General features: G+C 68.6%; 25 protein-coding genes. 14 read left to right on the forward strand and 11 right to left on the reverse strand.

Going from position 1 to position 21,747, the window contains the following annotated elements; translation table 11 throughout:
- Positions 1–15: 15 nt before the first annotated feature.
- From ASE43_RS00250 to ASE43_RS00265, 4 genes are all read left to right on the forward strand, one after another.
- Complete coding sequence (locus tag ASE43_RS00250; protein WP_157498949.1) at positions 16–1,140, forward strand: hypothetical protein; 1,125 nt, start codon at positions 16–18, stop codon at positions 1,138–1,140.
- Between the two features lie 46 nt (positions 1,141–1,186).
- Entirely contained in the window at positions 1,187–1,855 is a 669-nt protein-coding gene (locus ASE43_RS00255; RefSeq protein WP_057159083.1) for a hypothetical protein, read from the forward strand.
- Between the two features lie 117 nt (positions 1,856–1,972).
- A complete protein-coding gene (locus ASE43_RS00260; protein ID WP_057159084.1) occupies positions 1,973–2,344 on the forward strand; it encodes a hypothetical protein in 372 nt (123 codons plus the stop codon).
- Positions 2,341–4,551 (forward strand): hypothetical protein, encoded by a 2,211-nt coding sequence (locus ASE43_RS00265; RefSeq protein ID WP_157499592.1) that lies wholly within the window; start codon positions 2,341–2,343, stop codon positions 4,549–4,551. Before ASE43_RS00260 ends, ASE43_RS00265 begins: the two co-directional genes overlap by 4 nt.
- Before the next feature lie 12 nt (positions 4,552–4,563).
- On the opposite strand, the gene ASE43_RS00270 is transcribed toward ASE43_RS00265, so the two are convergent.
- Together ASE43_RS00270 and ASE43_RS00275 are read right to left on the reverse strand one after the other, a co-directional pair.
- Complete coding sequence (locus ASE43_RS00270) at positions 4,564–4,806, reverse strand: hypothetical protein (protein ID WP_157489246.1); 243 nt, start codon at positions 4,804–4,806, stop codon at positions 4,564–4,566.
- 143 nt (positions 4,807–4,949) lie between these two features.
- On the reverse strand, positions 4,950–5,273 hold the full coding sequence (locus tag ASE43_RS00275; RefSeq protein WP_057159087.1) for a hypothetical protein: 324 nt from the start codon (positions 5,271–5,273) through the stop codon (positions 4,950–4,952).
- Positions 5,274–5,652: 379 nt separating this feature from the next.
- Between ASE43_RS00275 and ASE43_RS00280 the strand changes: the two genes are divergently transcribed.
- From ASE43_RS00280 to ASE43_RS00295, 4 genes are all read left to right on the forward strand, one after another.
- Positions 5,653–6,795 carry an acyltransferase gene (locus tag ASE43_RS00280; protein ID WP_057159088.1) on the forward strand — a complete coding sequence of 381 codons (1,143 nt, stop codon included), beginning with the start codon at positions 5,653–5,655 and terminating at the stop codon, positions 6,793–6,795.
- Between the two features lie 83 nt (positions 6,796–6,878).
- The gene (locus tag ASE43_RS00285) at positions 6,879–9,428 is read left to right on the forward strand and encodes a S9 family peptidase (protein ID WP_057159089.1); all 2,550 of its coding nucleotides are present in this window, start codon (positions 6,879–6,881) and stop codon (positions 9,426–9,428) included.
- Between the two features lie 237 nt (positions 9,429–9,665).
- The gene (locus ASE43_RS00290; RefSeq protein ID WP_235568617.1) at positions 9,666–10,406 is read left to right on the forward strand and encodes an alpha/beta hydrolase-fold protein; all 741 of its coding nucleotides are present in this window, start codon (positions 9,666–9,668) and stop codon (positions 10,404–10,406) included.
- Between the two features lie 8 nt (positions 10,407–10,414).
- Complete coding sequence (locus ASE43_RS00295) at positions 10,415–11,134, forward strand: hypothetical protein (protein WP_235568618.1); 720 nt, start codon at positions 10,415–10,417, stop codon at positions 11,132–11,134.
- A gap of 79 nt (positions 11,135–11,213) precedes the next feature.
- On the opposite strand, the gene ASE43_RS00300 is transcribed toward ASE43_RS00295, so the two are convergent.
- From ASE43_RS00300 to ASE43_RS00325, 6 genes are all read right to left on the reverse strand, one after another.
- The gene (locus ASE43_RS00300; protein WP_056174089.1) at positions 11,214–12,497 is read right to left on the reverse strand and encodes an RNA polymerase sigma factor; all 1,284 of its coding nucleotides are present in this window, start codon (positions 12,495–12,497) and stop codon (positions 11,214–11,216) included.
- Between the two features lie 29 nt (positions 12,498–12,526).
- A complete protein-coding gene (locus ASE43_RS00305; protein WP_057159090.1) occupies positions 12,527–13,051 on the reverse strand; it encodes an SRPBCC family protein in 525 nt (174 codons plus the stop codon).
- Positions 13,052–13,066: 15 nt separating this feature from the next.
- Positions 13,067–13,489, reverse strand: coding sequence for a YciI family protein (locus tag ASE43_RS00310; RefSeq protein WP_057159091.1), 423 nt, complete (start codon positions 13,487–13,489; stop codon positions 13,067–13,069).
- A gap of 150 nt (positions 13,490–13,639) precedes the next feature.
- On the reverse strand, positions 13,640–14,059 hold the full coding sequence (locus ASE43_RS00315) for a VOC family protein (protein WP_057159092.1): 420 nt from the start codon (positions 14,057–14,059) through the stop codon (positions 13,640–13,642).
- Between the two features lie 26 nt (positions 14,060–14,085).
- Positions 14,086–14,436, reverse strand: coding sequence for a YciI family protein (locus ASE43_RS00320; protein WP_056174097.1), 351 nt, complete (start codon positions 14,434–14,436; stop codon positions 14,086–14,088).
- A gap of 107 nt (positions 14,437–14,543) precedes the next feature.
- On the reverse strand, positions 14,544–14,969 hold the full coding sequence (locus tag ASE43_RS00325; protein WP_056174099.1) for a YciI family protein: 426 nt from the start codon (positions 14,967–14,969) through the stop codon (positions 14,544–14,546).
- 196 nt (positions 14,970–15,165) lie between these two features.
- On the opposite strand from ASE43_RS00325, the gene ASE43_RS00330 reads away from it, so the two are divergent.
- From ASE43_RS00330 to ASE43_RS00350, 5 genes are all read left to right on the forward strand, one after another.
- Positions 15,166–15,744, forward strand: coding sequence for a YceI family protein (locus ASE43_RS00330; protein ID WP_056174101.1), 579 nt, complete (start codon positions 15,166–15,168; stop codon positions 15,742–15,744).
- A 41-nt stretch (positions 15,745–15,785) separates the two neighbouring features.
- The gene (locus ASE43_RS00335) at positions 15,786–16,265 is read left to right on the forward strand and encodes a DUF1579 domain-containing protein (RefSeq protein ID WP_162250608.1); all 480 of its coding nucleotides are present in this window, start codon (positions 15,786–15,788) and stop codon (positions 16,263–16,265) included.
- A gap of 96 nt (positions 16,266–16,361) precedes the next feature.
- On the forward strand, positions 16,362–17,783 hold the full coding sequence (locus tag ASE43_RS00340; protein ID WP_057159093.1) for a M20/M25/M40 family metallo-hydrolase: 1,422 nt from the start codon (positions 16,362–16,364) through the stop codon (positions 17,781–17,783).
- 67 nt (positions 17,784–17,850) lie between these two features.
- A complete protein-coding gene (locus tag ASE43_RS00345; protein ID WP_057159094.1) occupies positions 17,851–18,108 on the forward strand; it encodes a hypothetical protein in 258 nt (85 codons plus the stop codon).
- Between the two features lie 88 nt (positions 18,109–18,196).
- Positions 18,197–18,541, forward strand: coding sequence for a RidA family protein (locus tag ASE43_RS00350; protein WP_056174109.1), 345 nt, complete (start codon positions 18,197–18,199; stop codon positions 18,539–18,541).
- Between the two features lie 26 nt (positions 18,542–18,567).
- On the opposite strand, the gene ASE43_RS00355 is transcribed toward ASE43_RS00350, so the two are convergent.
- Positions 18,568–19,362, reverse strand: coding sequence for a type 1 glutamine amidotransferase (locus ASE43_RS00355; protein WP_082576242.1), 795 nt, complete (start codon positions 19,360–19,362; stop codon positions 18,568–18,570).
- A gap of 23 nt (positions 19,363–19,385) precedes the next feature.
- Entirely contained in the window at positions 19,386–20,519 is a 1,134-nt protein-coding gene (locus ASE43_RS00360) for a carboxylate-amine ligase (protein ID WP_057159095.1), read from the reverse strand.
- A gap of 135 nt (positions 20,520–20,654) precedes the next feature.
- Between ASE43_RS00360 and ASE43_RS00365 the strand changes: the two genes are divergently transcribed.
- A complete protein-coding gene (locus ASE43_RS00365) occupies positions 20,655–21,020 on the forward strand; it encodes a DUF6164 family protein (protein WP_056174112.1) in 366 nt (121 codons plus the stop codon).
- Between the two features lie 47 nt (positions 21,021–21,067).
- Here the strand turns inward: ASE43_RS00365 and ASE43_RS00370 are convergent, their stop codons facing one another.
- On the reverse strand, positions 21,068–21,583 hold the full coding sequence (locus ASE43_RS00370) for a M48 family metallopeptidase (RefSeq protein ID WP_056174114.1): 516 nt from the start codon (positions 21,581–21,583) through the stop codon (positions 21,068–21,070).
- Between the last annotated feature and the right edge of the window lie 164 nt (positions 21,584–21,747).

Consider the following 21,747-nt stretch of genomic DNA (forward strand, 5'->3'; position numbering starts at 1 on the left):
CCTGGGATCGCGATCGTGAAGACTCCGATGAAGAAGGCGGCCCTGGCGCTGGCGTTGTTGCTGCCCGCGGGCTTGATGTTCGCGATCGCGGCGCCGCGCGCGCTAGGCGCGTTGCGCGGCGAGACCCGTGCGGTCGCGCAGGCCGGGAGCGCGGCGGCTGCGGCCTCGGTGAGCGAGGCGCCGACGCGACAGGCCGGCGAGCGCCTGCTGCAGCTATGGGCGCCGCATGTACAGCAGGTGTACGGCACGACGCCGCAGGCCTGGGCGCGGGCGATGCGTCCCACCCTCGCGCGTCTAAGCGAACGCGATTTGCGGCGCGCCGCAGCCATGCCCAGTTTCGACGCGATGATGGCTGCCTTGACCCCGCAGCCGGCGCTCGACATACCCGCGCCCTCGGCCTGGGACGCGCGCAAGGCCGGTGCGGCCGCGTTGCTGGAGACGACGTCGGCGCAACTGGTCTACAACATGCTCTCTCCTTGTCGCCTGTCGGACACCCGTCTGAACGGCGCGCGCCTGGTGGCGACTGGGCAACTGCACCTGAAAACCGCCGGCGCCGACCTGAGCGCGCAAGGCGGGCACCCGGCCGGCTGCGCGATTCCCGTCGATGCGCGCGCCGTGGTGGTCAATGTGGTCGCGGTGAATCCGGCTCAGGCCGGTTACCTCACCGTGTTCCCTTACGGCACGCAGTTGCCGGTCGCGTCCAGCCTCAACTATCGCGCTACCGACATCGCCGGCAACGAGATCATCGCCAAGCAAGGCGCCGACCCGGCCCAGCCCTCGTTGTCGGTGTTCTCTTCGGCGGCCACCGACCTGGTTGTGGACGTCGTCGGTTACTTCGGCGATGCGCCCAAGGTCGGCATGGCTTGCGAGCAGGTGGTGCAGGTCTACGACATGGAACCTAGTCGTTACGGCAGCAAGGGCGCGCAATGCCCTTACCTGACGCCCGACAGCGGCTCGCGCGGCACCGCGATGGGCGGTGGCTGCCGTTGGCTGGAGAACGCGGCCGGCGATCCCGAGCCCGGACAGGTGAACGGCAGGCCGAGTAGAGACACCTACTACTGCGACGCGGACAACAGCGGCCGGCAGGTAACGCGCAGCTTCGAAGTCACCGCGACCTGCTGCTGGGTGGCGTCGCAGTAAACTTGGGGCTTACCATCGGAGGCGCCCGAACCGGAGCTGTCACCGCATGAACCCGCCCCGTCATCCCGGCGCGCGCAGCGCCGGCCGTCGCCGTATCGCGCGGCCTTCGCGCCGCGCCGAAGCGCGCGCCCAGCGACTGATGCCGGGCGAACTGGCCTGGTACGCGACCGGACGCTTTTACCTGGACAACGACAACCGCCTGGCCGACTTCGGCTATTTCCTGCATCTGTCCGGCATCGACGCGCCGCTGTTCGACGGCGCGCAAAGCGACACCACCGCGCATTTCACTTTCGCCGCGCGTCCCTTCGAAGCCGGCAGCGTGGTCAACGGCGCCTTGAGCCTGGGGCTGGACCCGGTCGGCGAGTTCTCGGTGTACCTGCAACGCGAACCGGCGGCGAGCTTCGACGACCCAGCCTCGTTCGCCCAGGGCGAATGCATCGCGACGCTGCGCAGGACCGGGCTGGTCGTGGGCACCACCGTGGAGCAGGGCATCGGCCCGGCGCAGACGCCGTTGTTGGCGTCGAACGTGTTCTCGGCCTGGCTGCTGGAAAGCCGCGCCTTCGAGTTCGGCGGGCGCCGCTACGATCTGGCCCAGATCCTGGGCGCCGGCGTGACCCAGTTCGGCACCGCCGCCGCGACTTCGGCGCCGGTGCCGGCCGGCTACAAGCTGGCGGTGCCGTTCACCGGCTCGGCCCTGGCTTTGGGACCGAAGTAGCCTCGGCCGGCGACGCCCGCTTCATGTCCTGATTGCCGCGCGGAGCGCGTTGGTGATCGATGGCGCCGGGAACGGCGCGACGCGGGCTGTCGGCCCGCCATCACAGGGAGTGAGGCCATGAAGAAGGCGTTCGGGCTGTTGTTGATAGCGCTGCTGGGCCTGCTCGGTTACTGGTTCTGGCGCGGGTCCGCATCGCGGCCCGAGCCTTCGCCGGCTTCGGTATCGACGTCGGTCATCGCGGGCGCGGACGGCGCCAGTGCGCCCTTGGCGCCAGGCTGGCCGCAGGGCGACGCGCTGCGGGTGGCGCTGAAGCCCGATCCCGGCGCAGTGTCGCTGAGCAAGGCTTTATACCGCGACGGCGACGAGGTGTTGGAGCAGCGTTGGCCCGACGGCAGCAGCGAGCGTTGGTGGCATCCGCCGTCCGCACCCTCGCGCTACATCGGCCGCGACGGTCGCGAGACGGTGGCCGGCGCCGGAGGGGCGCCATGAGCGCGGGGGCGAGCGCCATGCGCACCTTGCTGCTGGCGGTGCTGGCGGTGCTGGCGTTGGCCTGCGTGCCTGCCTATGCACAGGTGCAATGCCCGTCGCCGCGCGCGGCCGGCGATCCGCTACGCAAGATCAACGAAGGCTTCACCCAGAACGTCACCGAACCGTTGATCCGCGCCAATGCGGGCGGCCTGGGGCCGGTGCTGTGGACCTACATCGCCGGCCAGGCGCGTGCGGAAAGCCTCGGTGGCAAAGTCGACAAGGCCGGCAACCACACGGTCAAGCCGGGCAATAATCTTTGGAACGTGCAGAAGGACGCCAAGCCGGGCTGCGCGCAGACCACCATCGTCAACTGCAAGGTCAGCAATCAGGCCAAGCCCCTGGCCGCGTCCAAGGCCGACGCGCTGAAATCGCCCGTGGCCACGCCGTGCTGGATGGAGAACGGCCAGTCGATGCAGGCGGTAACGGTGTGCTTCCCCTCCTATCCGACCCTGAAAGACGCCGCCAACGAATACTTGGCGTTCCGGCCCTCCTATACCGAAAAGCTCAAGGCCATGGCCCAGGCCGGCACGCCGGGCATAGACGAATTCCTCCAGCATCTGGGGGCGACCGGCTGGTCCTCGCGCATGCGCGCTGACCCGGACAAATACAAGAAGGAAACCCGCGACAACATCGAAGAAGCCCTGCGCGGCATCGCTGAACGCCGCGACACCACCGAGCGCGAACTGGCGCAGAACCAGCAGGCGATCGCGGCCTGGTGCGGGGAGGCCAACGGCGCCGACGACCCGGCCCGGCGCGAGGCCCTGAAACAGCAACAGGACGCCCTGCTGGAACGGGTGGCGCTGTACGACCAGGTCTGTCTGCGGCCTTCGGCCAACGGAAGCGCCACGCCCGCGCCCACGCCCACGCGCAACTCCGCGATCGACGAATGCCGCAAGCCGACCGCCGCGGCCCCCGCGACGCCGCCGACCGTGCCGGCTTCGACGGGTGGCCCCGATGGGCATGGCAGCAAGCACGGCGGTGGCGCGGTCGGCGAGCCGCATTACATCGTACCCAGCGGCGCGGTGTTCAGCACCCAGCGCGCGGGTGAGTTCTGGTTGCTGCGCAGCACGCGCGGCGTCCAGATCCAGGTGCGCCAGGAGCCCTGGCACGGCAGCGACTCGGTGGCCGCGGTCACCGCGGTGGCGATACGCGCCGGCGCGCGCCGCGTCGGCGTCTATGCCGACGGCGTGCGCGTGGACGGTCGTCCCCTGCAGTGGCAGGGCGCTTTCGTCCAGCACGATCTGGGCGACGGCCATGCGCTGGGCGTGTGGGGTGCGTCGACTCGGCCGGAGGTGATCGCGCTGATGTGGGCCGACGGCAGCAGCCTGCGCGTGGTTCATCACGGCAGTTGGCTGGACCTCGACTACCGGCTGATGCGCGGCGTTGATACCGCCGGGGACGCGGGGCTGATCGGGCGCGCCGACGACGATCCCCGTCATGATTTCGTGTCGCGTTCCGGGGTAGCGCTTTCGCAGCCCGACACGGCCGGTATCGACGGCTTCGTGCAGAGTTGGCGCATCGGCGCCGACGAGTCGCTGTTCGATTACGCACCCGGCCGCAACGCGGCCAGCTACGCCCTGCGCGACTTCCCGCGCATGCCCGCGGCGCCGACGGCCGCCGCGCTGGCGCAGGCACGCGAGGCCTGCGCCGCCGCCGGGGTGGCCGCGCTACTGCTGGACGCCTGCGCCTTCGATCTGGCGGTCACCGGCGAGCGCGGTTTCCTGAGTTCGCATCAACTCGGTTCGCGGGCGCTGGGCCGGATCGCCAAACCCGAGGCGGCGGCCGCACGCGAGACCGGGCCGAGCGTGTTCTTCGAGGCGCGATGGACGCCGGACATGGATCGGGCCGAGGCGCTGGCGAACGGCAACACCCGCAACGTGGCGGTAGCGGCCGGACAACGCACCACGTATCTGATCGACATCGTCAAGCCCGATGTCGGCGACCTGTTCGTGCTGTCGCATCAGATGACCTGCATCGGCGACCCCTACGACGGAGAGTCCCCAGGCTATCAACTGTTCGATGCCCGCGGCCGCGCCTTGTCCAAGGCCCTGGCGATCTGCTCGGACCTGTACTCGGGGCCGATACGCCCGGGCAAGTACTACCTGGTGCTGGTCGGCGCCGCGTCCGGCGCCCCGGTCGAGGTGAAGTTCGAAGCCTTCCACAACTGACGGCGGTGGCCGTCAGCGCCGCGTTTGTTCGGCGGTGCAGCGCGGGCAGGCCTGGGCCGGTGCGTAATGGCGCTGCGCGATGTGCAAGGCATCGCGCGCCTGCGCGAACTCGCCCAGGTGGATCCGATACAAGGGCAGGCGCGGGCAGCCCAGCGCATGCACTTCGTAGGTGCCGTTGGGCTGCGGCGTCCGGTTGAGGTAGTAGCTGGGCATGCGGGCGGCGGCGCGGATTCGACCGCCTACTGTGCGAGGCATGCGTCTCGCCGGCTGCGACGGCGCGATCGAGGGGGCAGGTGTGAGTGTTGAGAAGTGAGAAGTGAGAAGTGAACAGGCAAAGAGGCTGTACTCACTTCCCAACGCTCACTCCTGCTTCACTGGATATGCTGCGGCGACGCGGCTCAGTCGCCACCGCCTCCACCGTCTCCGCCGCCGCCATCCCCGCCGCAGTCGCCGCCGCCGCTGTCGGCGTCGTTGGCGCTGCAGTCGCGATTGTCGTCGTTGCTGTTGCTGGACGAGTTCCAGTCGCTGCTGGAGCTGTTGCTCCAGCTGCTGCCGCCGTCGTAGCCCGAGCCGGTGTCCGCGGCAAGGGGGGCGTTGCGTCGAGCGCTGTTGACGACCAACACGCCCACGATCAGCACCGCCACGCCGATCAACCAATGACTGGCCAGGGCGAGCAGGGCGCCTGCGACGATCGCCACGAATCCCACGAGCATCCGCTGCATCGGTGTCTCCCCTCCGATCCGGCACGGGCCGCGGGCGCGCCGCGGTTGCGCGCATTGTCCACGGTTTTGTGTCGCCGGTGGTACAGGCCGACGGGCTCTTTTGGCCCCGCGGCGGGGCGGCGGGCCGGTCCCATATAGGGCCGCCAGGCGACGCGGCCGCCTCGGCGCCCAGCGCTGGGTCGCGCCGTCGCGGCAGCGCGTTGCGCCGCCGCCGCAACGACTCGGCGCAAGGCCATCGCGAGGGATAGGCAGGACCCCGCCGCGGTTCTATGCTGACGCTGCGGACGCAGCCAGTGGTCGCGACGGCGCCCGCATCCCCCAACCCCTTCCACTGTCGAGCGCCGCGGTCGCTGCGCTCGCGACGCTATACGAGTACTCGATGGGTCGTCTTCCCGGTCTGGATCTGCTGCGCGCCATCGCCATCGTCTGGGTGATGCTGTTCCATTCCTATCTGGTCGGCGGACTGGGCGAGTTCTGGCAGGCCGGGGTCACGCATGGCTGGATGGGCGTGGACCTGTTCTTCGTGCTCAGCGGTTATCTGATCGGCGGCCAGTTGCTCAAGCCCTTGAGTCAGGGCCAACCGTTCCGCCCCGGCGACTTCTACCTGCGCCGCGCGTTCCGCGTGCTGCCCGCGTTCCTGGCGGTGCTGGCGCTGTACTTCACCGTACCGGGCTTCCGCGAGGCTCCCGGCATCCAGCCGTTGTGGCAGTTCCTCACTTTCACCTTGAACCTGCTGATCGATTACCAGCACAACAAGGCCTTCTCGCACGCCTGGTCGTTGTGCGTGGAGGAGCATTTCTACCTGGTGTTCCCCTGGCTGGCGTGGTGGATGACGCGGCGCCCCTCGACGGCCAAGTTCCTGAGCGTTTGCGCCGCGGTCCTGATCGCCGGGCTGGCGCTGCGCGGCTACGTCTGGCTGTACGAAATGGCCCCGGTGCGCGGCCTGGAGACCGCCGAACGCAGCTTCGGCCAACGCTTCGTCGAGGACATCTACTACCCGACCTGGATGCGCCTGGACGGCCTGCTCTGCGGCGTGGTGCTGGCCAGCATCCAGGTCTACCGCCCGCAGCTGTGGGCTGGTCTGCAGCGCCGCGCCAACTTGCTGCTGATCGCCGGCCTGGCCGTGGTCGCCGTGGCGATCGCTTTGTTCAACGAGCGCACCGCCTTGCTGCCGACCGTGATCGGCTACCCGCTGCTGTCGATCGGCCTGGCCTTGCTGGTCGCCGCCGGCGCCAGCACCAGCGGCTGGCTCGGCCGCTGGCGCGTGCCCGGCGCGGGCTGGATCGCGCTGACCTCGTTCAGCTTGTACCTGATCCACAAGCCGGTGTTCCGCCTGGTGGAGACCCATTTGGGTGCGCAGTTGGAGGGGAAGGGGGTGCTGGCGTTTGCGGTGTACGCGGTAGCGACCTTGGCGGCCGGCGCCTTGCTGCATTACGCGGTCGAGCGGCCGTTTCTGCAGTTGCGGGCGCGTTGGTTGCGGCGCGAGGCGCGCGCTCCGGCCGCGATTGCTCCTGCCGGCTGAGCCGGGCCCTGGGCTATGCTTCGATGAGGGGTGGTAGCGGATATACGCGTGGATAGGGGGCGCCCGTTGGGGCGTGGGTAGCGATGGCGAAACTGGCGGATGGCCGCGGCAGCGGTCGGGTGAAGACGCACGGCCCGCGGCGGGCATGGAAATGGGGCGCGTGCTGGCTGGCGGCCCTGCTGTTGATGTCGCTGGCGCTGGACGCTGCGGCGATGCGCAAGATCGATCCGGGCGAAGCGCCCAAGCTGGCGCCGGACGAAGGCCTGCTGGTGCTGGTGGTGGATACCAGCGTTTACGTCAGCAGCGTGCACGTGCGCGAGGCCGGGCATGGCCCGACCGAGGGTGTGCTCAACCGCATGGAAGGGGGCCGCAACCTGCAGTTGTACGCGCTGAAGGCGGGCGAGTACGAGTGGGCCGAGGTCAATCTCTATGGCGGCGACTATCACGCGCGCTACTCGATCACCGATCCGGAATACCGCTTCAAGGTCGAAGCCGGAAAGCTTAACTACGGCGGCGATCTGGTGCTGCGCGCGACCGGCTTTCTGCGCATCTTCATGCACGTCTCGAACCGCTCCTTGCCGGTGATCGACTGGCTGGAAGCTCAGCATCCGGCCGTTTACGCGCAACATGGCCTGTCCTTCGTCGGGCGCTATCCGGACCCGTTCCCCGCTTTGTATCGGAGCGCGCGCGCATCCAATTCCGAAGCGCCGGCCAAGCTCAACGTCGGCCGCGAGCCGCCCAAGCCCGGGACGCTGCCGATTCCGGTCGAACAGATGTGGAAGCCCGGCCGTGTGGTCGATGTCGCGCTCAATCCCGGCGGAGACCTGTTGGCCGAGGTGGTGCGCGAAGGCGAGGACCGTTACGGGCTGGAGTTGATCGACCTGGTCGCCGGCAGCGTGCAACGCCTCACCACCCGCAAGGAGGCCATCGACTCGCTGGCGTGGGACAGCGATCGCATCCTGCTCGCCGGCAATGGCAGCGGCAACTACACCGTGGCCCGGATCGGCGAGGCCAAGGATGGAAAGCGCGCCGCGCAAGTGCTGGCATTGGAAGGCAAGGGCGCCATAGTCGATCTGCTGCCCGATGAGCCCGGCGCGATCCTGTTCGAGGGCTACGACAGCCGTGGCACCCTGGTGGTGCATCGCATCGACTTGACCGTCGGCGATCGAGACATCCGCAGTTTCTCCACTGCCGCTTCGCGCGACCGGCTCAACAAAGGCATGAGCAACGACCTGGGCTGGTACGCAGACGGGCAGGGCCGGCTGCGCGCGGCGATCGTCAAGCGCGATGAGCGCATGGTGCTGCTGCACGGCATCGCCGGGCAGTATCAGGAAGTGCTGGAGCTGGGCAAGGAGGGTGGGTTCCAGCCCTTGGCGCTATCCTTCGACGGCGACCTGATCTATGGGCTCAGCGACGAGGGCCGCGATCAGCGCGACCTGGTGGTGTTCGATCCGGCGACGAAGAAGATCGAGCGCACCTTGTTCAGCAAACCGGGCGTGGACGTGGCGGCGCCGGTGCTGGATCGCCGGCGCGAGCCGGTGGCGGCGCGCTACTACCAATCGGGCCGTCTGGTCACCGAGTACTTCGACGAGAAGGACCGCGCGCTGGGCGCGACCCTGCAGGCGGCATACCCCGGCCGCACCGTCGCCGTGATCGACCGCAGCCTGGACGGCAAGCAGCTGATTCTGTGGGTAGACGGCAGCGATCGCCCGCCGCAGATCTACCACATGGACGTCGCCGCCAAGCGTGCCTCATTGATCGATGAAGTGATGCCTTGGCTGGCGGAGAAGCGCTTCGCGCCCGCGAAGGTGCTGTCGGTGAAGGGCAGCGATGGGCTCACGATCGAGGCCTTCCTGACCTTGCCCGAGGCACCTGGCAAGCGGCCGATGGTGGTTTTGCCGCACGGCGGCCCGGTCGGGGTCGGCGACCGCCTGCATTTCGATCGCCAAGTGCAGTACCTGGCGTCGCTGGGCTATGCGGTGTTGCAGGTGAACTTCCGCGGCTCCGACGGCTATGGCAAGGCCTTTCGCGAGGCCGGCCACCGCAACTACGGAAAGATGATCGAAGACGACATCGACGCGGCCGTACGCAGCGCGATCGCGTCCTACCCCATCGACGGGACCCGGATGTGCATGGTCGGCGCCAGTTACGGCGGCTATTCGGGCCTGGTGTCGGCCATGCGCTGGCCTGGGCGTTTCCGTTGCGTGGTGTCGATCTCCGGCGTCAGCGATCGCGCCTTGTTCTTCACCGCCAGCGACAGCGCGCGCTCGGCCAAGACCCGCGCCTTGATGGAGCGCATCATTGGCGACCCGAACAAGGACCTGGCCGAGATGGAAGCGACCTCGCCACTGTACAACCTGGACAAGCTGCAGCTGCCGATCATGCTGGTCCACGGCCGCGAGGACCTGCGCGTGGATTTCGAGCACACCCGTCGCCTGGTGCGCATGCTCAATCTCAAGGGGCGCCAGCCGGTGGTGCTGGCGTTCCCGAACGAGGGCCACAGCTTCGATCAGCCTTTGGCGTTGGAGATCACCTGGTCGGGCATCGCGGGCTTTTTGCGCGAGCATCTGGACGGCGCCGCGGCGCCCAAGACGGATCCCGCCGGCACCGCTCCCGCTGCGGCGACGCAATGAGGCCGCAACCCGTGCGCATGGCGCGGCGCATGCCTGTCGCCGGGCGGGTGCGTCGATAATCGCGCGATCCGCTCTCGTGCCTGTCGCCGAGGCCGATCAATCTCAACGGGGCACTGCATGCATACGCTTTTGAAGATGATGACGACTGGTTGCTTGGCGGTCTGTGTCTGCGCCTCCGCGCTGGCTGCGGAACCGGCCGTCGTCGCCGAGCCCGTGCCCGCGCACGAGAGCTTCACCATGGACACCTCGGTGCCGAAGGAAACGCGGCGCATCAACGTCTATACGCCGCCGGGTTACGACGCGGCCAGGGGGACGCGCTATCCGGTGCTGTACATGCTCGACGGCGGCTTGCAGGAGGATTTTCCGCATGTGGCCAGCAGTGTCGATGCGGCGATCCGCGCCGGGGAGATGCGGCCTGTGCTGGTGGTCGGCATCGAGAACACCCAACGGCGGCGCGACATGACCGGTCCAACGACGTTCGCCGAGGATCGCAAGATCGCGCCGGTGGTGGGCGGCTCGGCGCAGTTCCGTGCCTACATCGCCGACGAGCTGATGCCCTTGATCCGCAAGCGCTATCGGGCAAGCGATGAGACCGGCATCATCGGCGAGTCGCTGGCGGGGTTGTTCGTGGTCGAGACCTTCTTCGAGCAGCCCAAGCTATTCGATGTCTATATCGCGTTGAGTCCCAGCCTGTGGTGGAACCAGGATGCGTTGGTGCAGGCCGCGGAGCCGCGTTTGAAGGCGGGCGGGTTCGGGCGACGGACCTTGCTGTTGTCGTCGGCCAACGAAGACAACATCGCGCCGCAGACCGCGCGCTTGGCCGATGCGCTGCGCGCGGTCGCGCCCAAGGGACTGACCTGGCGCTACGATCCGCGGCCCGACCTGCGGCACAGCACCATCTACCGCGCCCTGTCGCCGCAGTTGCTGCGCGATGCGTTTCCGCCCGAGACTGGCGCGGGCTCGCGGCAGGCGAAGTGAGGAACGGGATGGATCATCGGCGGATACTGATCGGTTTGGGGTTGGCCGGCCTGATGTGCGGGGTGTCGGCCTTGGCCGCGCCGCCGAAGTCCGCGGCCGCATCGGCGGTGCTGCCCTTGAACGCCAAGGTCGAAGGCCTGGGCTATGCCGAGCTCAGCGCGCACTGGTGGCGCTGGACCGATCGCTTTCCGGGCGGGATGGAGCCTTATCGCGATCCCGACGGCCGCTGGTGCAAGATCGCGCAGTCTGGGCCGGTGTGGTTTCTGGCCGGCACCGACGGCAGCGAGAACGTGCAGCGGCGCTGTTCGGTGCCGGTCGACAAGCATGTGTTCCTGCCGATCATCAATCTGTACCAGCGCAGCCGCTATCCGGTTCCGGCCAGGCTCAAGCCGGCGCACTGCAAGTCGCTGCTGGACGGACTGGCCCTGAGCAACGACGCGCTGCGCAGCGCGGTGGTGCTGATCGACGGCGTGCGGGTGGCCGATCCCAAGCGCTATCGGGTCCGCACCGAACGTTGTTTCGACGCCTTCGGCGAGGACGATGGCAGCGGCGCCACGGTGATCGCCGCCAGCGACGGTTACTGGCTGTTGCTGCCGCCGATGACGCCGGGTCGCCACACCCTGGTGGTCGGCGCGAACTACGGGCGCGGCGCCGAGGACGACGACGGCTACGGCAACATGGTGCAGAACTTCGAGTACGTGCTGGACGTGGGCGGCCCCACTTACTGAGGCCTGGCGCGTCGCATCCACACGCTCTGCGCTCTGCTTGACCTATGCCGCGTGCGCTTCAGCGCCAGCGCGGCGCGCTTCAATCCCGCTTGATCGTCGCGATGCTGCGCGCGCAGGCCGCCGCACGTTCGGTCAAAAACTCGCGCTCGCGCGCATTGCGGGTCAGCAAGGCCGCGCGTTTGAATTCGGCATGCGCCTCGCCGTAGCGGCCGAGCTTGGCGAGGAAGTCGCCGCGTACGCTGGGCAGCAGGTGGTAGGTCTTCATCGACGGTTCGTCGAGCAGGGTGTCGGCCAGTTCCAGACCGGCGGCGGGGCCGAAGGCCATGGCCAGGGCGACGGCGCGGTTGAGTTCGACCACGGGCGAGGGTGCGAGCTGGGCGAGGGCGTCGTAGAGCGCGGCGATGCGCGCCCAGTCGGTCTCGTCGGCGGTGCGCGCGCGGGCGTGGCAGGCGGCGATCGCGGCTTGTAGGGCGTAAGGGCCGCGTGCGCCGCCGAGTTTTTCGGCGCGCTCCAGCGCGGTCAGGCCGCGCCGGATCAGGACCTGGTCCCAGCGTGCGCGGTCCTGGTCCAGCAGCAGCACCGGCGTGCCGGCGGCGTCGACGCGGGCACGGGCGCGCGAGGCCTGGATTTCCATCAGCGCGGCCAGGCCGTGCACTTCGGGTTCGCGCGGCACCAGCTCGGCGACGATGCGGCCCAGGCGCAGCGCTTCCTCGCACAGCGCCGGGCGCATCCAGTCGTCGCCGGCGGTGGCCGAATAGCCTTCGTTGAAGATCAGGTAGATCACCGCCAGCACCGAGGCCAGACGTTCGGCGAGTTCGTCGCCGCGCGGCACTTCGAAGGGCACGCGCGCTTCGGCCAGGGTGCGCTTGGCGCGCACGATGCGCTGGGCCACGGTCGGTTCCGGCACCAGGAACGCGCGCGCGATCTCGTCGGTAGTGAGGCCGCCGAGCAGGCGCAGGGTCAGGGCGACGCGCGCCTCGGTCGACAGCACCGGGTGGCAGGCGGTGAACACGAGCCGCAGCAGGTCGTCGCCGATGTCGTCGTCGATGGCCGCCTCGAACGCGGCTTCGGCGTCGTCCTGCCAGTCCTCCAGTTCGTAGCCCAGCTCCTCGTACTTGCGCTGCTGCAGTTTGCTGCGGCGCAGGCGGTCGATCGCGCGGTGCTTGGCGGTGGCCATCAGCCAGGCGCCCGGATTGTCGGGCACGCCGGTCTCGGGCCAGCGCTCCAGCGCCGCGACCAGGGCATCCTGGGCGAGTTCTTCGGCCAGGCCGACATCGCGCACCATGCGCGCCAGGCCGGCGATCAGGCGTGGCGATTCGATCCTCCAGACGGCATCGATGGCGCGGTGGGTGTCGGTGGTCATGCGGTCCGTCTTCGTGATGGCGGTAGGGCTTACTTTTCGGACAGAGCCTTGAGCGAGGCCAGGCCAGTCTCGAAATCGCGTCCGATCATACGGTCCATATTGAAGAAAACGCCCATGAGTTTGGTCATGTAGGCGGCCGGGCCCTGCATGGTCCAGGTCACCCGGGTGGCGTCGGCCTGCGCGACCGCGGCGAACTCGGCGATGTTGTGGCTGACGAAGGGCTTGCTGAAGTCGAGCTGGATGGTGGTGCGGTCCGTGCGGGTGTCGGTGATTTCCATGCGGCCGGCACCGGCCTTGCCTTTGCCCTCCCAGGCGTAGGTCGCGCCGCGTCCGCTGGCGGCACCGCCGATCTCGCGGCGCATGTCGGGCTCGAGCTTTTCGTAAGGCGACCAGTCGCGCCAACGGCGGAAGTCGTTGACGTGGGCGAGGATGGTTTCGGCGGGGGCGTGGATGACCAGGCTGCGTTCGATGTGCAGCGTGCTCGGCCGGGTGGCGGCATAGATCAGCACGGCGACCACGATCAGGGCGAGCAGGGACAGGGTGAGTGCGAGCATGAGGGTGGTTCCGGTTTAGTTGCGCTGGCCGATGCCGGTCTGCATCTCGCGCAGGCCGGAGGCGGCTTCCTGTACGTCGGCGGGGAAATCGGCCAGTTCCTGGACCTGGCGGATCTCGATGGTTTCGTTGTCCGAGCCCGGGCAACGCCGGGCCCAGGCGATCGCTTCCTCGCGCGAGGCGACGTCGATCATCCAGTAACCGCCCAACACTTCCTTGGCCTCGCTGAAGGGACCATCGGTGACCTTGGGCTTGCCGCCGGCGAAGGACACGCGCGCGCCCATCGACGGCGGATGCAGCCCGTCCAGCGCGATCAGCACGCCGGCCCGCTGCAGGGCCTGGTTGTACTCCATCATCGCCGCGACGCGGTCGGTGGGCGGGGAGGTGCCGGGCTCGGCTTGTTCGTAGCCCTGGGGAATCATCAACATCATGAAGCGCATGGTGCGGCTCCGGTGGTGGCGGAAAAGCGGGGCGTCGAGCGACGTGGCAAGGCTACGCCGCGCGCCAGGGGGAGGGGTATTCGTGGGCGAGGGCCGCGCGTACGCGGTGCGAATGCGGGAGCGCGACGGCTCCCGCGTTCGCAAGGCCGCTCAGGCGGTCTTTTCGCAGTTGATCAGCCAGCTCACGCCATAGGCATCGGTCACGCAGCCGAAGCGTTCGGCCCAGAAGGTCTGCTGCAACGGCATGGTGATCTGTCCGCCTTCCGACAAGCCCTGAATGATGCGTTCGGCATCGGCGGCGGAGTCGAGGTTGAGCGAGATCGACATGCCCTTGATGCCCTGGTACGGATACTCGGGCGTCACGTCGGAGGCCATCAGCACCCAATCCTTGGCGGCCAGGCGCACGTGCATGACTTTGTTCTTGTCGGCGGCGGACATGCCTTCGCAGCTGCCGTCCGGCGCCTCGCCGTAGCGCAGCAGCAGTTCGATCTTGCCGCCCAGCAGTTCGGCGTAACGGTGGAAGGCTTGTTCGGCGTTGCCGTCGTAGCTCAGGTAGGGACTCAGGTACATGGTGGGCTCCGGTGTGGGTGGGGGGATCAGGGGCAGCCGGCGTCGCCTTCGGCGATGCGATGGATCTGGCTGGTGCCGTCGCCGGCGATCTCCAGGAAACGCCGGGTCTGTTCGATCGCCGCCGCGGTGGATTCGGCTTCGATCAGGGCGTAGCCGGCGATCACTTCCTTGGCCTCGGCGTAGGGGCCGTCGGTGACGGTGATGCGGCCCGCAGTCAGGCTGACGCGCGCGCTGCCCTGTGCGAGCAGACCGCCGGTGTGCAGCAGGCTGCCGTCCTTGAAGCCTTGTTCGATCAGGGCGCCCATGCGCTGTTGCTGCTCCGGGCCGAAATCGGCGGGCTTGGTCGGGTCGGGGGTGTAGATGGTCAGGAACTTCATCGCGTGCTCCGTGGCGGTGATGCGGGTTGGGTTTCGACGCTGTATGGGAGTGCGACGAACGGGGGCGGGCGGAATCGACAAGCGCGCCGAATCGATTTCGTCGCGCATCAGTGGCGGGCGGCGCTCTCGGCGCGCAGGCGCTGTTCCTGCTCGCGCAGTTCGGGGGTGAGTTCGGCGCCGAAGTCCTCGGCCTCGAAGACCTGGCGAATCTCGATCTCCGATTCGTCCTCGCAGGGATTGGGGCAACGCTTCACCCACTCGATCGCTTCTTCCTTGGATTTGACCTGGATCAGCCAGAAGCCGCCGATCATTTCCTTGGTTTCCGGGAACGGGCCGTCGATCACGCTGCGCCGCTTGCCGAAGAAACGCACGCGCGCGCCCTTGGAAGAGGGGTGCAGGCCTTCGCCGGCCAGCAGCACGCCGGCCTTGACCAGTTCCTCGTTGTACTTGCCCATCGCGGTCAGCAGTTCTTCGCTGGGCATTTCGCCGGCTTCGCTGGCGGCGTTGGATTTGACTATCACCATGAATCGCATCGTCGTGTCTCCGGGTCGAGTGAGGAGCGTCGTCCGCGTTCGGCGGTGGTTTGACGGCGCTCTTACCCAAGACGACGAACGCAGGCGCGCGGAATCGACAAGGAGTGCGAAATAAATTCCCAATCGGCGCGGTTGCCCCTGGGCGGGGCCTGGTGCTAGCGTGCCGGCTCACGCCACGGACCCTAAGGCCGCCCCGATGAAGTCGCTCAAGTATCTGATCCCGCTCGCTTTTCTGGCCAGCACCGCGGCGGTCGCCGCGCCCGAGACCTACGAGATCGACCCCTCGCACACCTATCCCAGCTTCGAGGCCTCGCACATGGGCGTGTCGCTGTGGCGCGGCAAGTTCAATTCCTCCAGCGGCCAGGTCGTGCTGGACAAGGCCAAGGGCGCGGGCACGGTCGAGGTGACGGTGGACGTCAACAGCATCGACTTCGGCCACGACAAAATGAATGAGCACGCGCGTGGCGCGGATCTGTTCGATGTCGCCAAGTACCCGACCGCCACCTACAAGGGCAAGCTCGAGGGCTTCGTCGACGGCAATCCGACCAAGGTCGTCGGCGAGCTCACCTTGCACGGGGTGACCAAGCCGCTGGAACTGAAGATCAATTCCTTCAAGTGCATCCCGCATCCGATGCTCAAGCGCGAGCTGTGCGGCGCCGATGCGCTGGCCACCTTCCAGCGCGACGCGTTCGGCATCTCCGCCGGCAAGGACTGGGGCTTCAGCATGGACGTGACCCTGCGCATCCAGGTCGAAGCGGTGGCCAAGGCCAAGTAAGCGCGGCCCGCCTCGATGCCTACCGTGCCAGGAGCATGAGCATGAACAACGAACCGCAAGCCGAACACCGCTGGCTGCATCGTCTGGTCGGCGAATGGGAAGGCGATGGCGAGATGCCGGCGGCGCCCGGCGAAGCGGCCACCACCTGGCGCTCGCTACAGAGCGTGCGCAAGATCGGCGAGCTGTGGATCCAGTGCGAGGCGCGCATCCAGATGGCGGACGGCGGCGCGGACATCATGCAGATCACCCTGGGCTACGACACGGCCCAGGGCCATTACGTGGGCGTGTTCGCCGGCAGCATGATGTCCAACCTGTGGATCTACCAGGGCAAGGTCGAGGCCGACGGGCGCACGCTTACGCTCGATACCGAGGGTCCGGACTTCGGCAGCGGGCAGACCCGCAGGTTCCAGGACATAGTCGAGCTTATCGACGACGACCGCCACGAGCTGCGTTCGCGCATGCTTGGCGACGACGGCCAATGGCAACCGGTGATGACGGTGCGTTACCGGCGCACCGGCTGAGCGCCTTTCGCGGCCGCGACTGCGGTCGCGACCGCGGCACTTGTCAGCGCCGCGGCCGGGCGGCAGTGTCGGGGCTTTGCACAGGAGAATCCCGGCATGTCGCGTGCGCTATCGGCCTTGAGCCTCGTTGCGGCGATCGCCGCGTCCTTGTGGTCCGGCGCCAGCCTGGCCGCGCCGGCGGCCGACGAGGCCGCGTTCCGCGCCTTGTATCGCGAACTGGTCGAGATCAACACCACCCGTTCGGTCGGCAGTTGCACGCGCGCGGCGCAGGCGATGCAGGCGCGCCTGCTCGCGGCGGGCTTGCCGGCGCAAGACGCGCGCATCCTGGCGCCGGCCGACCGACCGCAGGACGGCGCCCTGGTCGCGGTGCTGCGCGGCCGCGAGCGCACGCTCAAGCCGCTGTTGCTGCTGGCGCATATCGACGTGGTCGAGGCCCGGCGCGAGGATTGGGAACGCGATCCCTTCACCCTGGTCGAAGAGGACGGCTGGTTCTACGCGCGCGGCGCCAGCGACGACAAGGCCATGGCCGCGATCTTCACCGACAGCCTGGTGCGCTATCGCCAGGCCGGTTACGTGCCGCGCCGCGACATCAAACTGGCCCTGACCTGCGGCGAGGAAACCCCGGACGTGTTCAACAGCGTCAAGTGGCTGATGCAGACCCAGCCCGAGACGCTGGCCGCCGGTTTCGCGCTCAACGAAGGCGCCGGTGGCGAGCTGCGCGACGGCAAGCCGCTGGCCTTGCAGATCCAGGCCGGCGAGAAGGTCTATCAGGATTTCGAGCTGAGCGCCCGCGACGGCGGCGGCCACAGCTCGCGCCCGACCCGCGACAACCCGATCACGCGCATGGCTGTCGGCCTGGAGCGGTTGGGCGCGTATCGCTTCCCGATCGCCCTCAACGCGGCCACGCGCGCCTACTTCGAGGCCCAGGCCGGCCTGTCGGCCCCGGCGATCGCGGCCGTCATGCGCGCGGTGCTGGCCGATGGGTCCGACGAGAAAGCGGCCGAACGTCTGTGGGCGATCAATCCCGGCTGGAACAGTTCCTTGCGCACCACCTGCGTGGTCACCCAGATCGAGGGCGGACACGCGCCCAACGCGCTGCCGCAGCAGGTGCGCGCCAACGTCAACTGCCGGATCCTGCCCGGCGTGCCGGTCGAGGAAGTGCGTCAGACCCTGGTGCGCGTGCTCGGCGACGAACGCATCGCGGTGGCCGCGCACGGCGAGCCGGGCATGGCCACCAGCGTGCCGCCGTTGTCGCCGCGCATCCTCGGCCCGGTACGCGAGGTCGCCGACACGATCTGGCCTGGGGTGGCGATCGTGCCGACCATGGCCACCGGCGCCACCGACGGCCGCTTCCTCAACGCCGCCGGCATTCCGACCTACGGTTTGTCCGGGCTGTTCCACGATGCCGAAGGCAGCCGCGCGCACGGGCTCAACGAACGCATCCGGGTGCGCTCGCTGCTGGACGGGCGGCGTTTCCTGCACGAGATCGTGCGCCGTTACGCCGACGCCGCGGATTGAACGGCACGCCGGTACGCGATGCCCGGCCAGGGCTGGGTGCCCCGGCCGGCGACCACAGGGGACGTCCATGGAAATCCTGCTGCACACCACCGAACTCGGCGACGGCGCGACCGTGGCCAACGCCAGCGTCGACGATTTCGCCGAGCTCATCGCGCAAACCTCGCACCTGGGTCTGGTGCATTACATCGTCTACGACGAGCGCGACGTCCGCCTGGTCGCCAGCAGCGATCCGGGCATCGCGGCGAAAATCGCGCAGTCGGACGTGCCGGACAACCTGCTGAGCTTGCTGAGCGCGTTGCGGGCCGCCGGCGCCTGCGCGTCCTAGCCCAACGCACGCTTCGCCGCCGCGCGCGCCGGTGCTATCGGTGCGCCTCGGGCGATAATGCCCGCCTCCCCAGCGAACGAGGTGCAGCATGATCCAGCGTTTCGAGGTCGGTCCGCGGATGTCGGAGATGGCCGTGCACAACGGCACGGTGTACCTGGCCGGCCAGATCGCCGACGACGAACATGCCGATATCGGCGAGCAGACCCGCCAGGTGCTGGCGGCGATCGACGCCCTGTTGGCCCAGGCCGGCAGCGACAAGTCGCGCATCCTGCGCGCGCAGATCTATCTGGCCGACATCGGCGATTTCGCCGGCATGAACGCGGTCTGGGACCAGTGGGTGGTGGCCGGCCGCACGCCGCCGCGCGCGACCGTGCAGGCGGCGTTGGCGAATCCGAACTGGAAGATCGAGATCGTGGTGACCGCGGCGGTCTGAGGGGTTTCGCGTCGCGACGTTGAGGCTTAGCCCTCGTCGCGACGCCCGGCCTCGGCCGCGGCCAGGAACGCATCCAGCAGCGGCCGTCCGGGCATCAGGTCCGGAAAGCGCGCGTCGTGGAACTCCGGATGCCATTGCACGCCGACCACGAAGGCGGCCTCGGGCGCGCGCACGCACTCGGGGATGCCGTCCTCGGACCAGGCCTCGACCTCCAGGCCTTCGCCGAGCCGACGGATGCCCTGGTGATGGATGGAATTCACCCGCGTGCCTTCCTGCGGCGGATACAGACCGGCCAGCCAGCCATCGGCCTGCACGCGCAGCGGGTGGGCGTGCTCGTCGTAGCGATCGGGCAGGTAGTGCACGCTGCGGGTGGCGCCGCCGGCGACCAGGTCCTGATACAAGCTGCCGCCATAGGCCACGTTGATCAGCTGCATGCCGCGGCACACGCCCAGCACCGGCTTGCCGGCGGCGACGAAGGCGCGCAGCAGCGACAGCTCGAAGCGGTCGCGGTCCGGATCGGTGCTTTGCAGCATCTCGCTGGGCTGTTCGCCGTAAGCGACCGGGTCGATGTCGGCGCCGCCTTGCAGGATCAGGCCGTCGAAGGAGTGCGCGTACTCGCGCACCGACAGGTCGCTGCGCTGGACGTCGCCGTGCGGGTCGACGGTGGGGATCATCGCCACCAGCGCGCCGGCCGACATCACCCAGTGCGCCATCGACTGCTCCAGGTATTGCAAGGTCTTGTTGCGGAAGCCGTACTGCGCCGGCAGGTTGCGCATCAGCCGCGGCGACAGGCCGATCATCAGTTTGCGCGGAGTGGACATGGACGGCCTCGTGGGATGAGCGATCAGTCGGCGACGACGGTGGCCGCGCGCAACCAGTCGACCACCGCGTCCAGCGAGGCCACCCGGCCCAGGCCGCGTTCGCGCTGCTCGCGGTACAGGGCCAACTGCACATGCGCGCTGCTGCCTTCGGCGATGATCGCATCCAGCGGCGCCAGCGCGTCGGCGCAGTCCAGGGCGCGGATGTCGTCGGCGCACAGCGCGCGCAGGCGCGTGAGCGCTTGCGGCAGCGGCTCGGGTTCGGCGCCGCTTTCGTCGAAGAACTTGGCCTCGGTGCCGAAGCGCTTGGCGCGCCAGCGGTTCTCGTCGATCACGCGCCGGGTCAGGGCGCTGCGCGGCGGGTCGTCCTGCGGGGTGCGCACCAGGTAGCGCAGCAGGCAGCGGTACAGCGCGGCGATCGCCAGCGCGTCGCGCACCCGCGTGCAGCAGTCGGCGATGCGCAGCTCCAGGGTGGGGTAGCGCAGCGAGGGCCGGATGCCCCACCACAGCGAGCGCGCGTCGTTGATCGCGTTGACCCGGGTGAGCAAGGCGGCGAAGGCGTCGTACTCGGCCTCGTCGGCGAAGAAATCCGGGATGCCGGTGCGCGGCCATTCGTCGTACACCGCCTGGCGATAGCTGAGCAGGCCGGTGCGCGAACGGTTCCAGAACGGCGAGGAGGTCGACAGGGCCAGGAACAGCGGCAGCCAGGGCATGGCCCGGTTCATCACCCGCACCCGGTCCACGCCCGGCGGCAGCTGCACGTGCACGTGCAAGCCGCAGACCAGGCTGCGGCGGGCGACGATCTGGAAGTCCTCCATCATGCGCCGGTAGCGCGAACGCGGGCTGCGCTCCTGTTCGCGCCATACGCCCAGGGGGTGGGTGCCGGCCGCGACCAAGCCCAGGTCGAAACGCGCGGCCACCTGCGACAGGCTGGCGCGCAGATCGGTGAGGCAGCGCTGCGCATGAGCTGCGTCGCGCAGGATCGGGCTGGAGATCTCGATCTGCGATTGCAGCATTTCGTTGGCGACCGAGTCGCCGAGTTCGCGCCGCGCCTGCTTGAGCAGTTCGGCCGGCACCCGCGTGGCCAGGCCATGCGCGTCGGGACGCACCAGGAAATACTCCTCCTCGATGCCGTAGGTGTAGTCGTGGGCCTCGCTCACGCGCGGCGACCGCGCGGCGGGAACGGAACGATGGGGTGGCGTCGGCGCATGCGGCGCTCCTTGCGATCGCGGGAACGTTCAAGGTAACGCGGGCGATGTAAGCGCCAGTTGAAGACGACGCGCTATCATCGCGGTATGTCGAAATTACTGCTTAACCTGCGCCAGGTGCCCGACGACGAGGTCGCCGACGTGCGCGCGATGCTGGACGCGCACCGCATCGAGTACTACGAGACCCAGCCCAGCCGCTGGGGCATTTCCTATGGCGGCATCTGGATCGCCTCCGACGCCGACGAGACCGCCGCGCGCGCGCTGATGGCGCAGTACCAGGCCGGGCGTCAGGCGCGCGCGCGCGCCGAGCACGCGGCCGCGCAACGCGACGGCAGCGCCGAAACCTTTTCCGGGATCGTGCGCCGCGAGCCGTTGCGGGTGCTGGCGATCGTCGCCGCGATCGTGGCCCTGCTGGCGGTACTGGCTTTGCCGGCCTGGTTGCTGCGGCCCTGAGCCTGCCGCCGTGGGCGCGCGCCGCGCGCATGCGGCCTTAGGCGTGCTCAGCCTTGCGATGCCGCTGCGGCGCCTTCCAGGTCCAGCGAGGTGAGGTAGAGGCGCAGATCGAACTCGAGCTGGTGGTAATCCGGCTCCATGTGCGTGCACAACTGATAGAACGCGCGGTTGTGCTCGCTTTCCTTCAGGTGCGCCAGTTCGTGCACCACGATCATCTTCAGGAACTCCGCCGGCGCGTCGCGGAACACGCTGGCGATGCGGATCTCGCGGCTGGCCTTGAGCCGCCCGCCTTGCACGCGCGAGATCGCGGTGTGCGTACCCAGGGCCTGGCCGATCACCTGCAGGCGATTGTCGTAGATCACCTTGTGCAGCGGCTCGGCCTTGCGCAGATAGCGGGCCTTGAGCTCGGTTGTGTACTCGTACAACGCGCGGTCGCTGCGGACCTCGTGCGCCTGGGCGTAGCGCTGGCGCAGCACCTCGCCCAATCGGCCTTGCGCGAGCAACTCGCGCACGCGCGCCAGCACGGGTTCGGGATAGCCGTTGAGATAGGTCAGTCGCTGCATCGCTAGACGATACGGCAGGCGCGATGCGCAGCGGCCAGCGCATGCGGTCGCCGACGAAACGCAGACGCAGATTCTGCGCACTGCATCACCTAATGAAATGCCTTCGATGCGTGCAAAGCGCGCCGTTCTATGTAGCAACTTAAAATTGGTATTGATTATCAATT

Source organism: Lysobacter sp. Root983, assembly GCF_001429345.1.
Classification (GTDB): domain Bacteria; phylum Pseudomonadota; class Gammaproteobacteria; order Xanthomonadales; family Xanthomonadaceae; genus Lysobacter.

Coding starts and splice junctions, on each gene's coding strand:
- ASE43_RS00365 (WP_056174112.1), top strand. CDS start 20,655: ATGTCGAAATTACTGCTTAACCTGCGCCAGGTGCCCGACGACGAGGTC.
- ASE43_RS00260 (WP_057159084.1), top strand. CDS start 1,973: ATGAAGAAGGCGTTCGGGCTGTTGTTGATAGCGCTGCTGGGCCTGCTC.
- ASE43_RS00290 (WP_235568617.1), top strand. CDS start 9,666: ATGGACACCTCGGTGCCGAAGGAAACGCGGCGCATCAACGTCTATACG.
- ASE43_RS00340 (WP_057159093.1), top strand. CDS start 16,362: ATGTCGCGTGCGCTATCGGCCTTGAGCCTCGTTGCGGCGATCGCCGCG.
- ASE43_RS00315 (WP_057159092.1), bottom strand. CDS start 14,059: ATGTACCTGAGTCCCTACCTGAGCTACGACGGCAACGCCGAACAAGCC.
- ASE43_RS00305 (WP_057159090.1), bottom strand. CDS start 13,051: ATGCTCGCACTCACCCTGTCCCTGCTCGCCCTGATCGTGGTCGCCGTG.
- ASE43_RS00320 (WP_056174097.1), bottom strand. CDS start 14,436: ATGAAGTTCCTGACCATCTACACCCCCGACCCGACCAAGCCCGCCGAT.
- ASE43_RS00255 (WP_057159083.1), top strand. CDS start 1,187: ATGAACCCGCCCCGTCATCCCGGCGCGCGCAGCGCCGGCCGTCGCCGT.
- ASE43_RS00330 (WP_056174101.1), top strand. CDS start 15,166: ATGAAGTCGCTCAAGTATCTGATCCCGCTCGCTTTTCTGGCCAGCACC.
- ASE43_RS00270 (WP_157489246.1), bottom strand. CDS start 4,806: ATGCCTCGCACAGTAGGCGGTCGAATCCGCGCCGCCGCCCGCATGCCC.
- ASE43_RS00280 (WP_057159088.1), top strand. CDS start 5,653: ATGGGTCGTCTTCCCGGTCTGGATCTGCTGCGCGCCATCGCCATCGTC.
- ASE43_RS00265 (WP_157499592.1), top strand. CDS start 2,341: ATGAGCGCGGGGGCGAGCGCCATGCGCACCTTGCTGCTGGCGGTGCTG.
- ASE43_RS00310 (WP_057159091.1), bottom strand. CDS start 13,489: ATGCGCTTCATGATGTTGATGATTCCCCAGGGCTACGAACAAGCCGAG.
- ASE43_RS00325 (WP_056174099.1), bottom strand. CDS start 14,969: ATGCGATTCATGGTGATAGTCAAATCCAACGCCGCCAGCGAAGCCGGC.
- ASE43_RS00355 (WP_082576242.1), bottom strand. CDS start 19,362: ATGTCCACTCCGCGCAAACTGATGATCGGCCTGTCGCCGCGGCTGATG.
- ASE43_RS00350 (WP_056174109.1), top strand. CDS start 18,197: ATGATCCAGCGTTTCGAGGTCGGTCCGCGGATGTCGGAGATGGCCGTG.
- ASE43_RS00345 (WP_057159094.1), top strand. CDS start 17,851: ATGGAAATCCTGCTGCACACCACCGAACTCGGCGACGGCGCGACCGTG.
- ASE43_RS00335 (WP_162250608.1), top strand. CDS start 15,786: ATGAACAACGAACCGCAAGCCGAACACCGCTGGCTGCATCGTCTGGTC.
- ASE43_RS00275 (WP_057159087.1), bottom strand. CDS start 5,273: ATGCAGCGGATGCTCGTGGGATTCGTGGCGATCGTCGCAGGCGCCCTG.
- ASE43_RS00370 (WP_056174114.1), bottom strand. CDS start 21,583: ATGCAGCGACTGACCTATCTCAACGGCTATCCCGAACCCGTGCTGGCG.
- ASE43_RS00285 (WP_057159089.1), top strand. CDS start 6,879: ATGGCGAAACTGGCGGATGGCCGCGGCAGCGGTCGGGTGAAGACGCAC.
- ASE43_RS00295 (WP_235568618.1), top strand. CDS start 10,415: ATGGATCATCGGCGGATACTGATCGGTTTGGGGTTGGCCGGCCTGATG.
- ASE43_RS00300 (WP_056174089.1), bottom strand. CDS start 12,497: ATGACCACCGACACCCACCGCGCCATCGATGCCGTCTGGAGGATCGAA.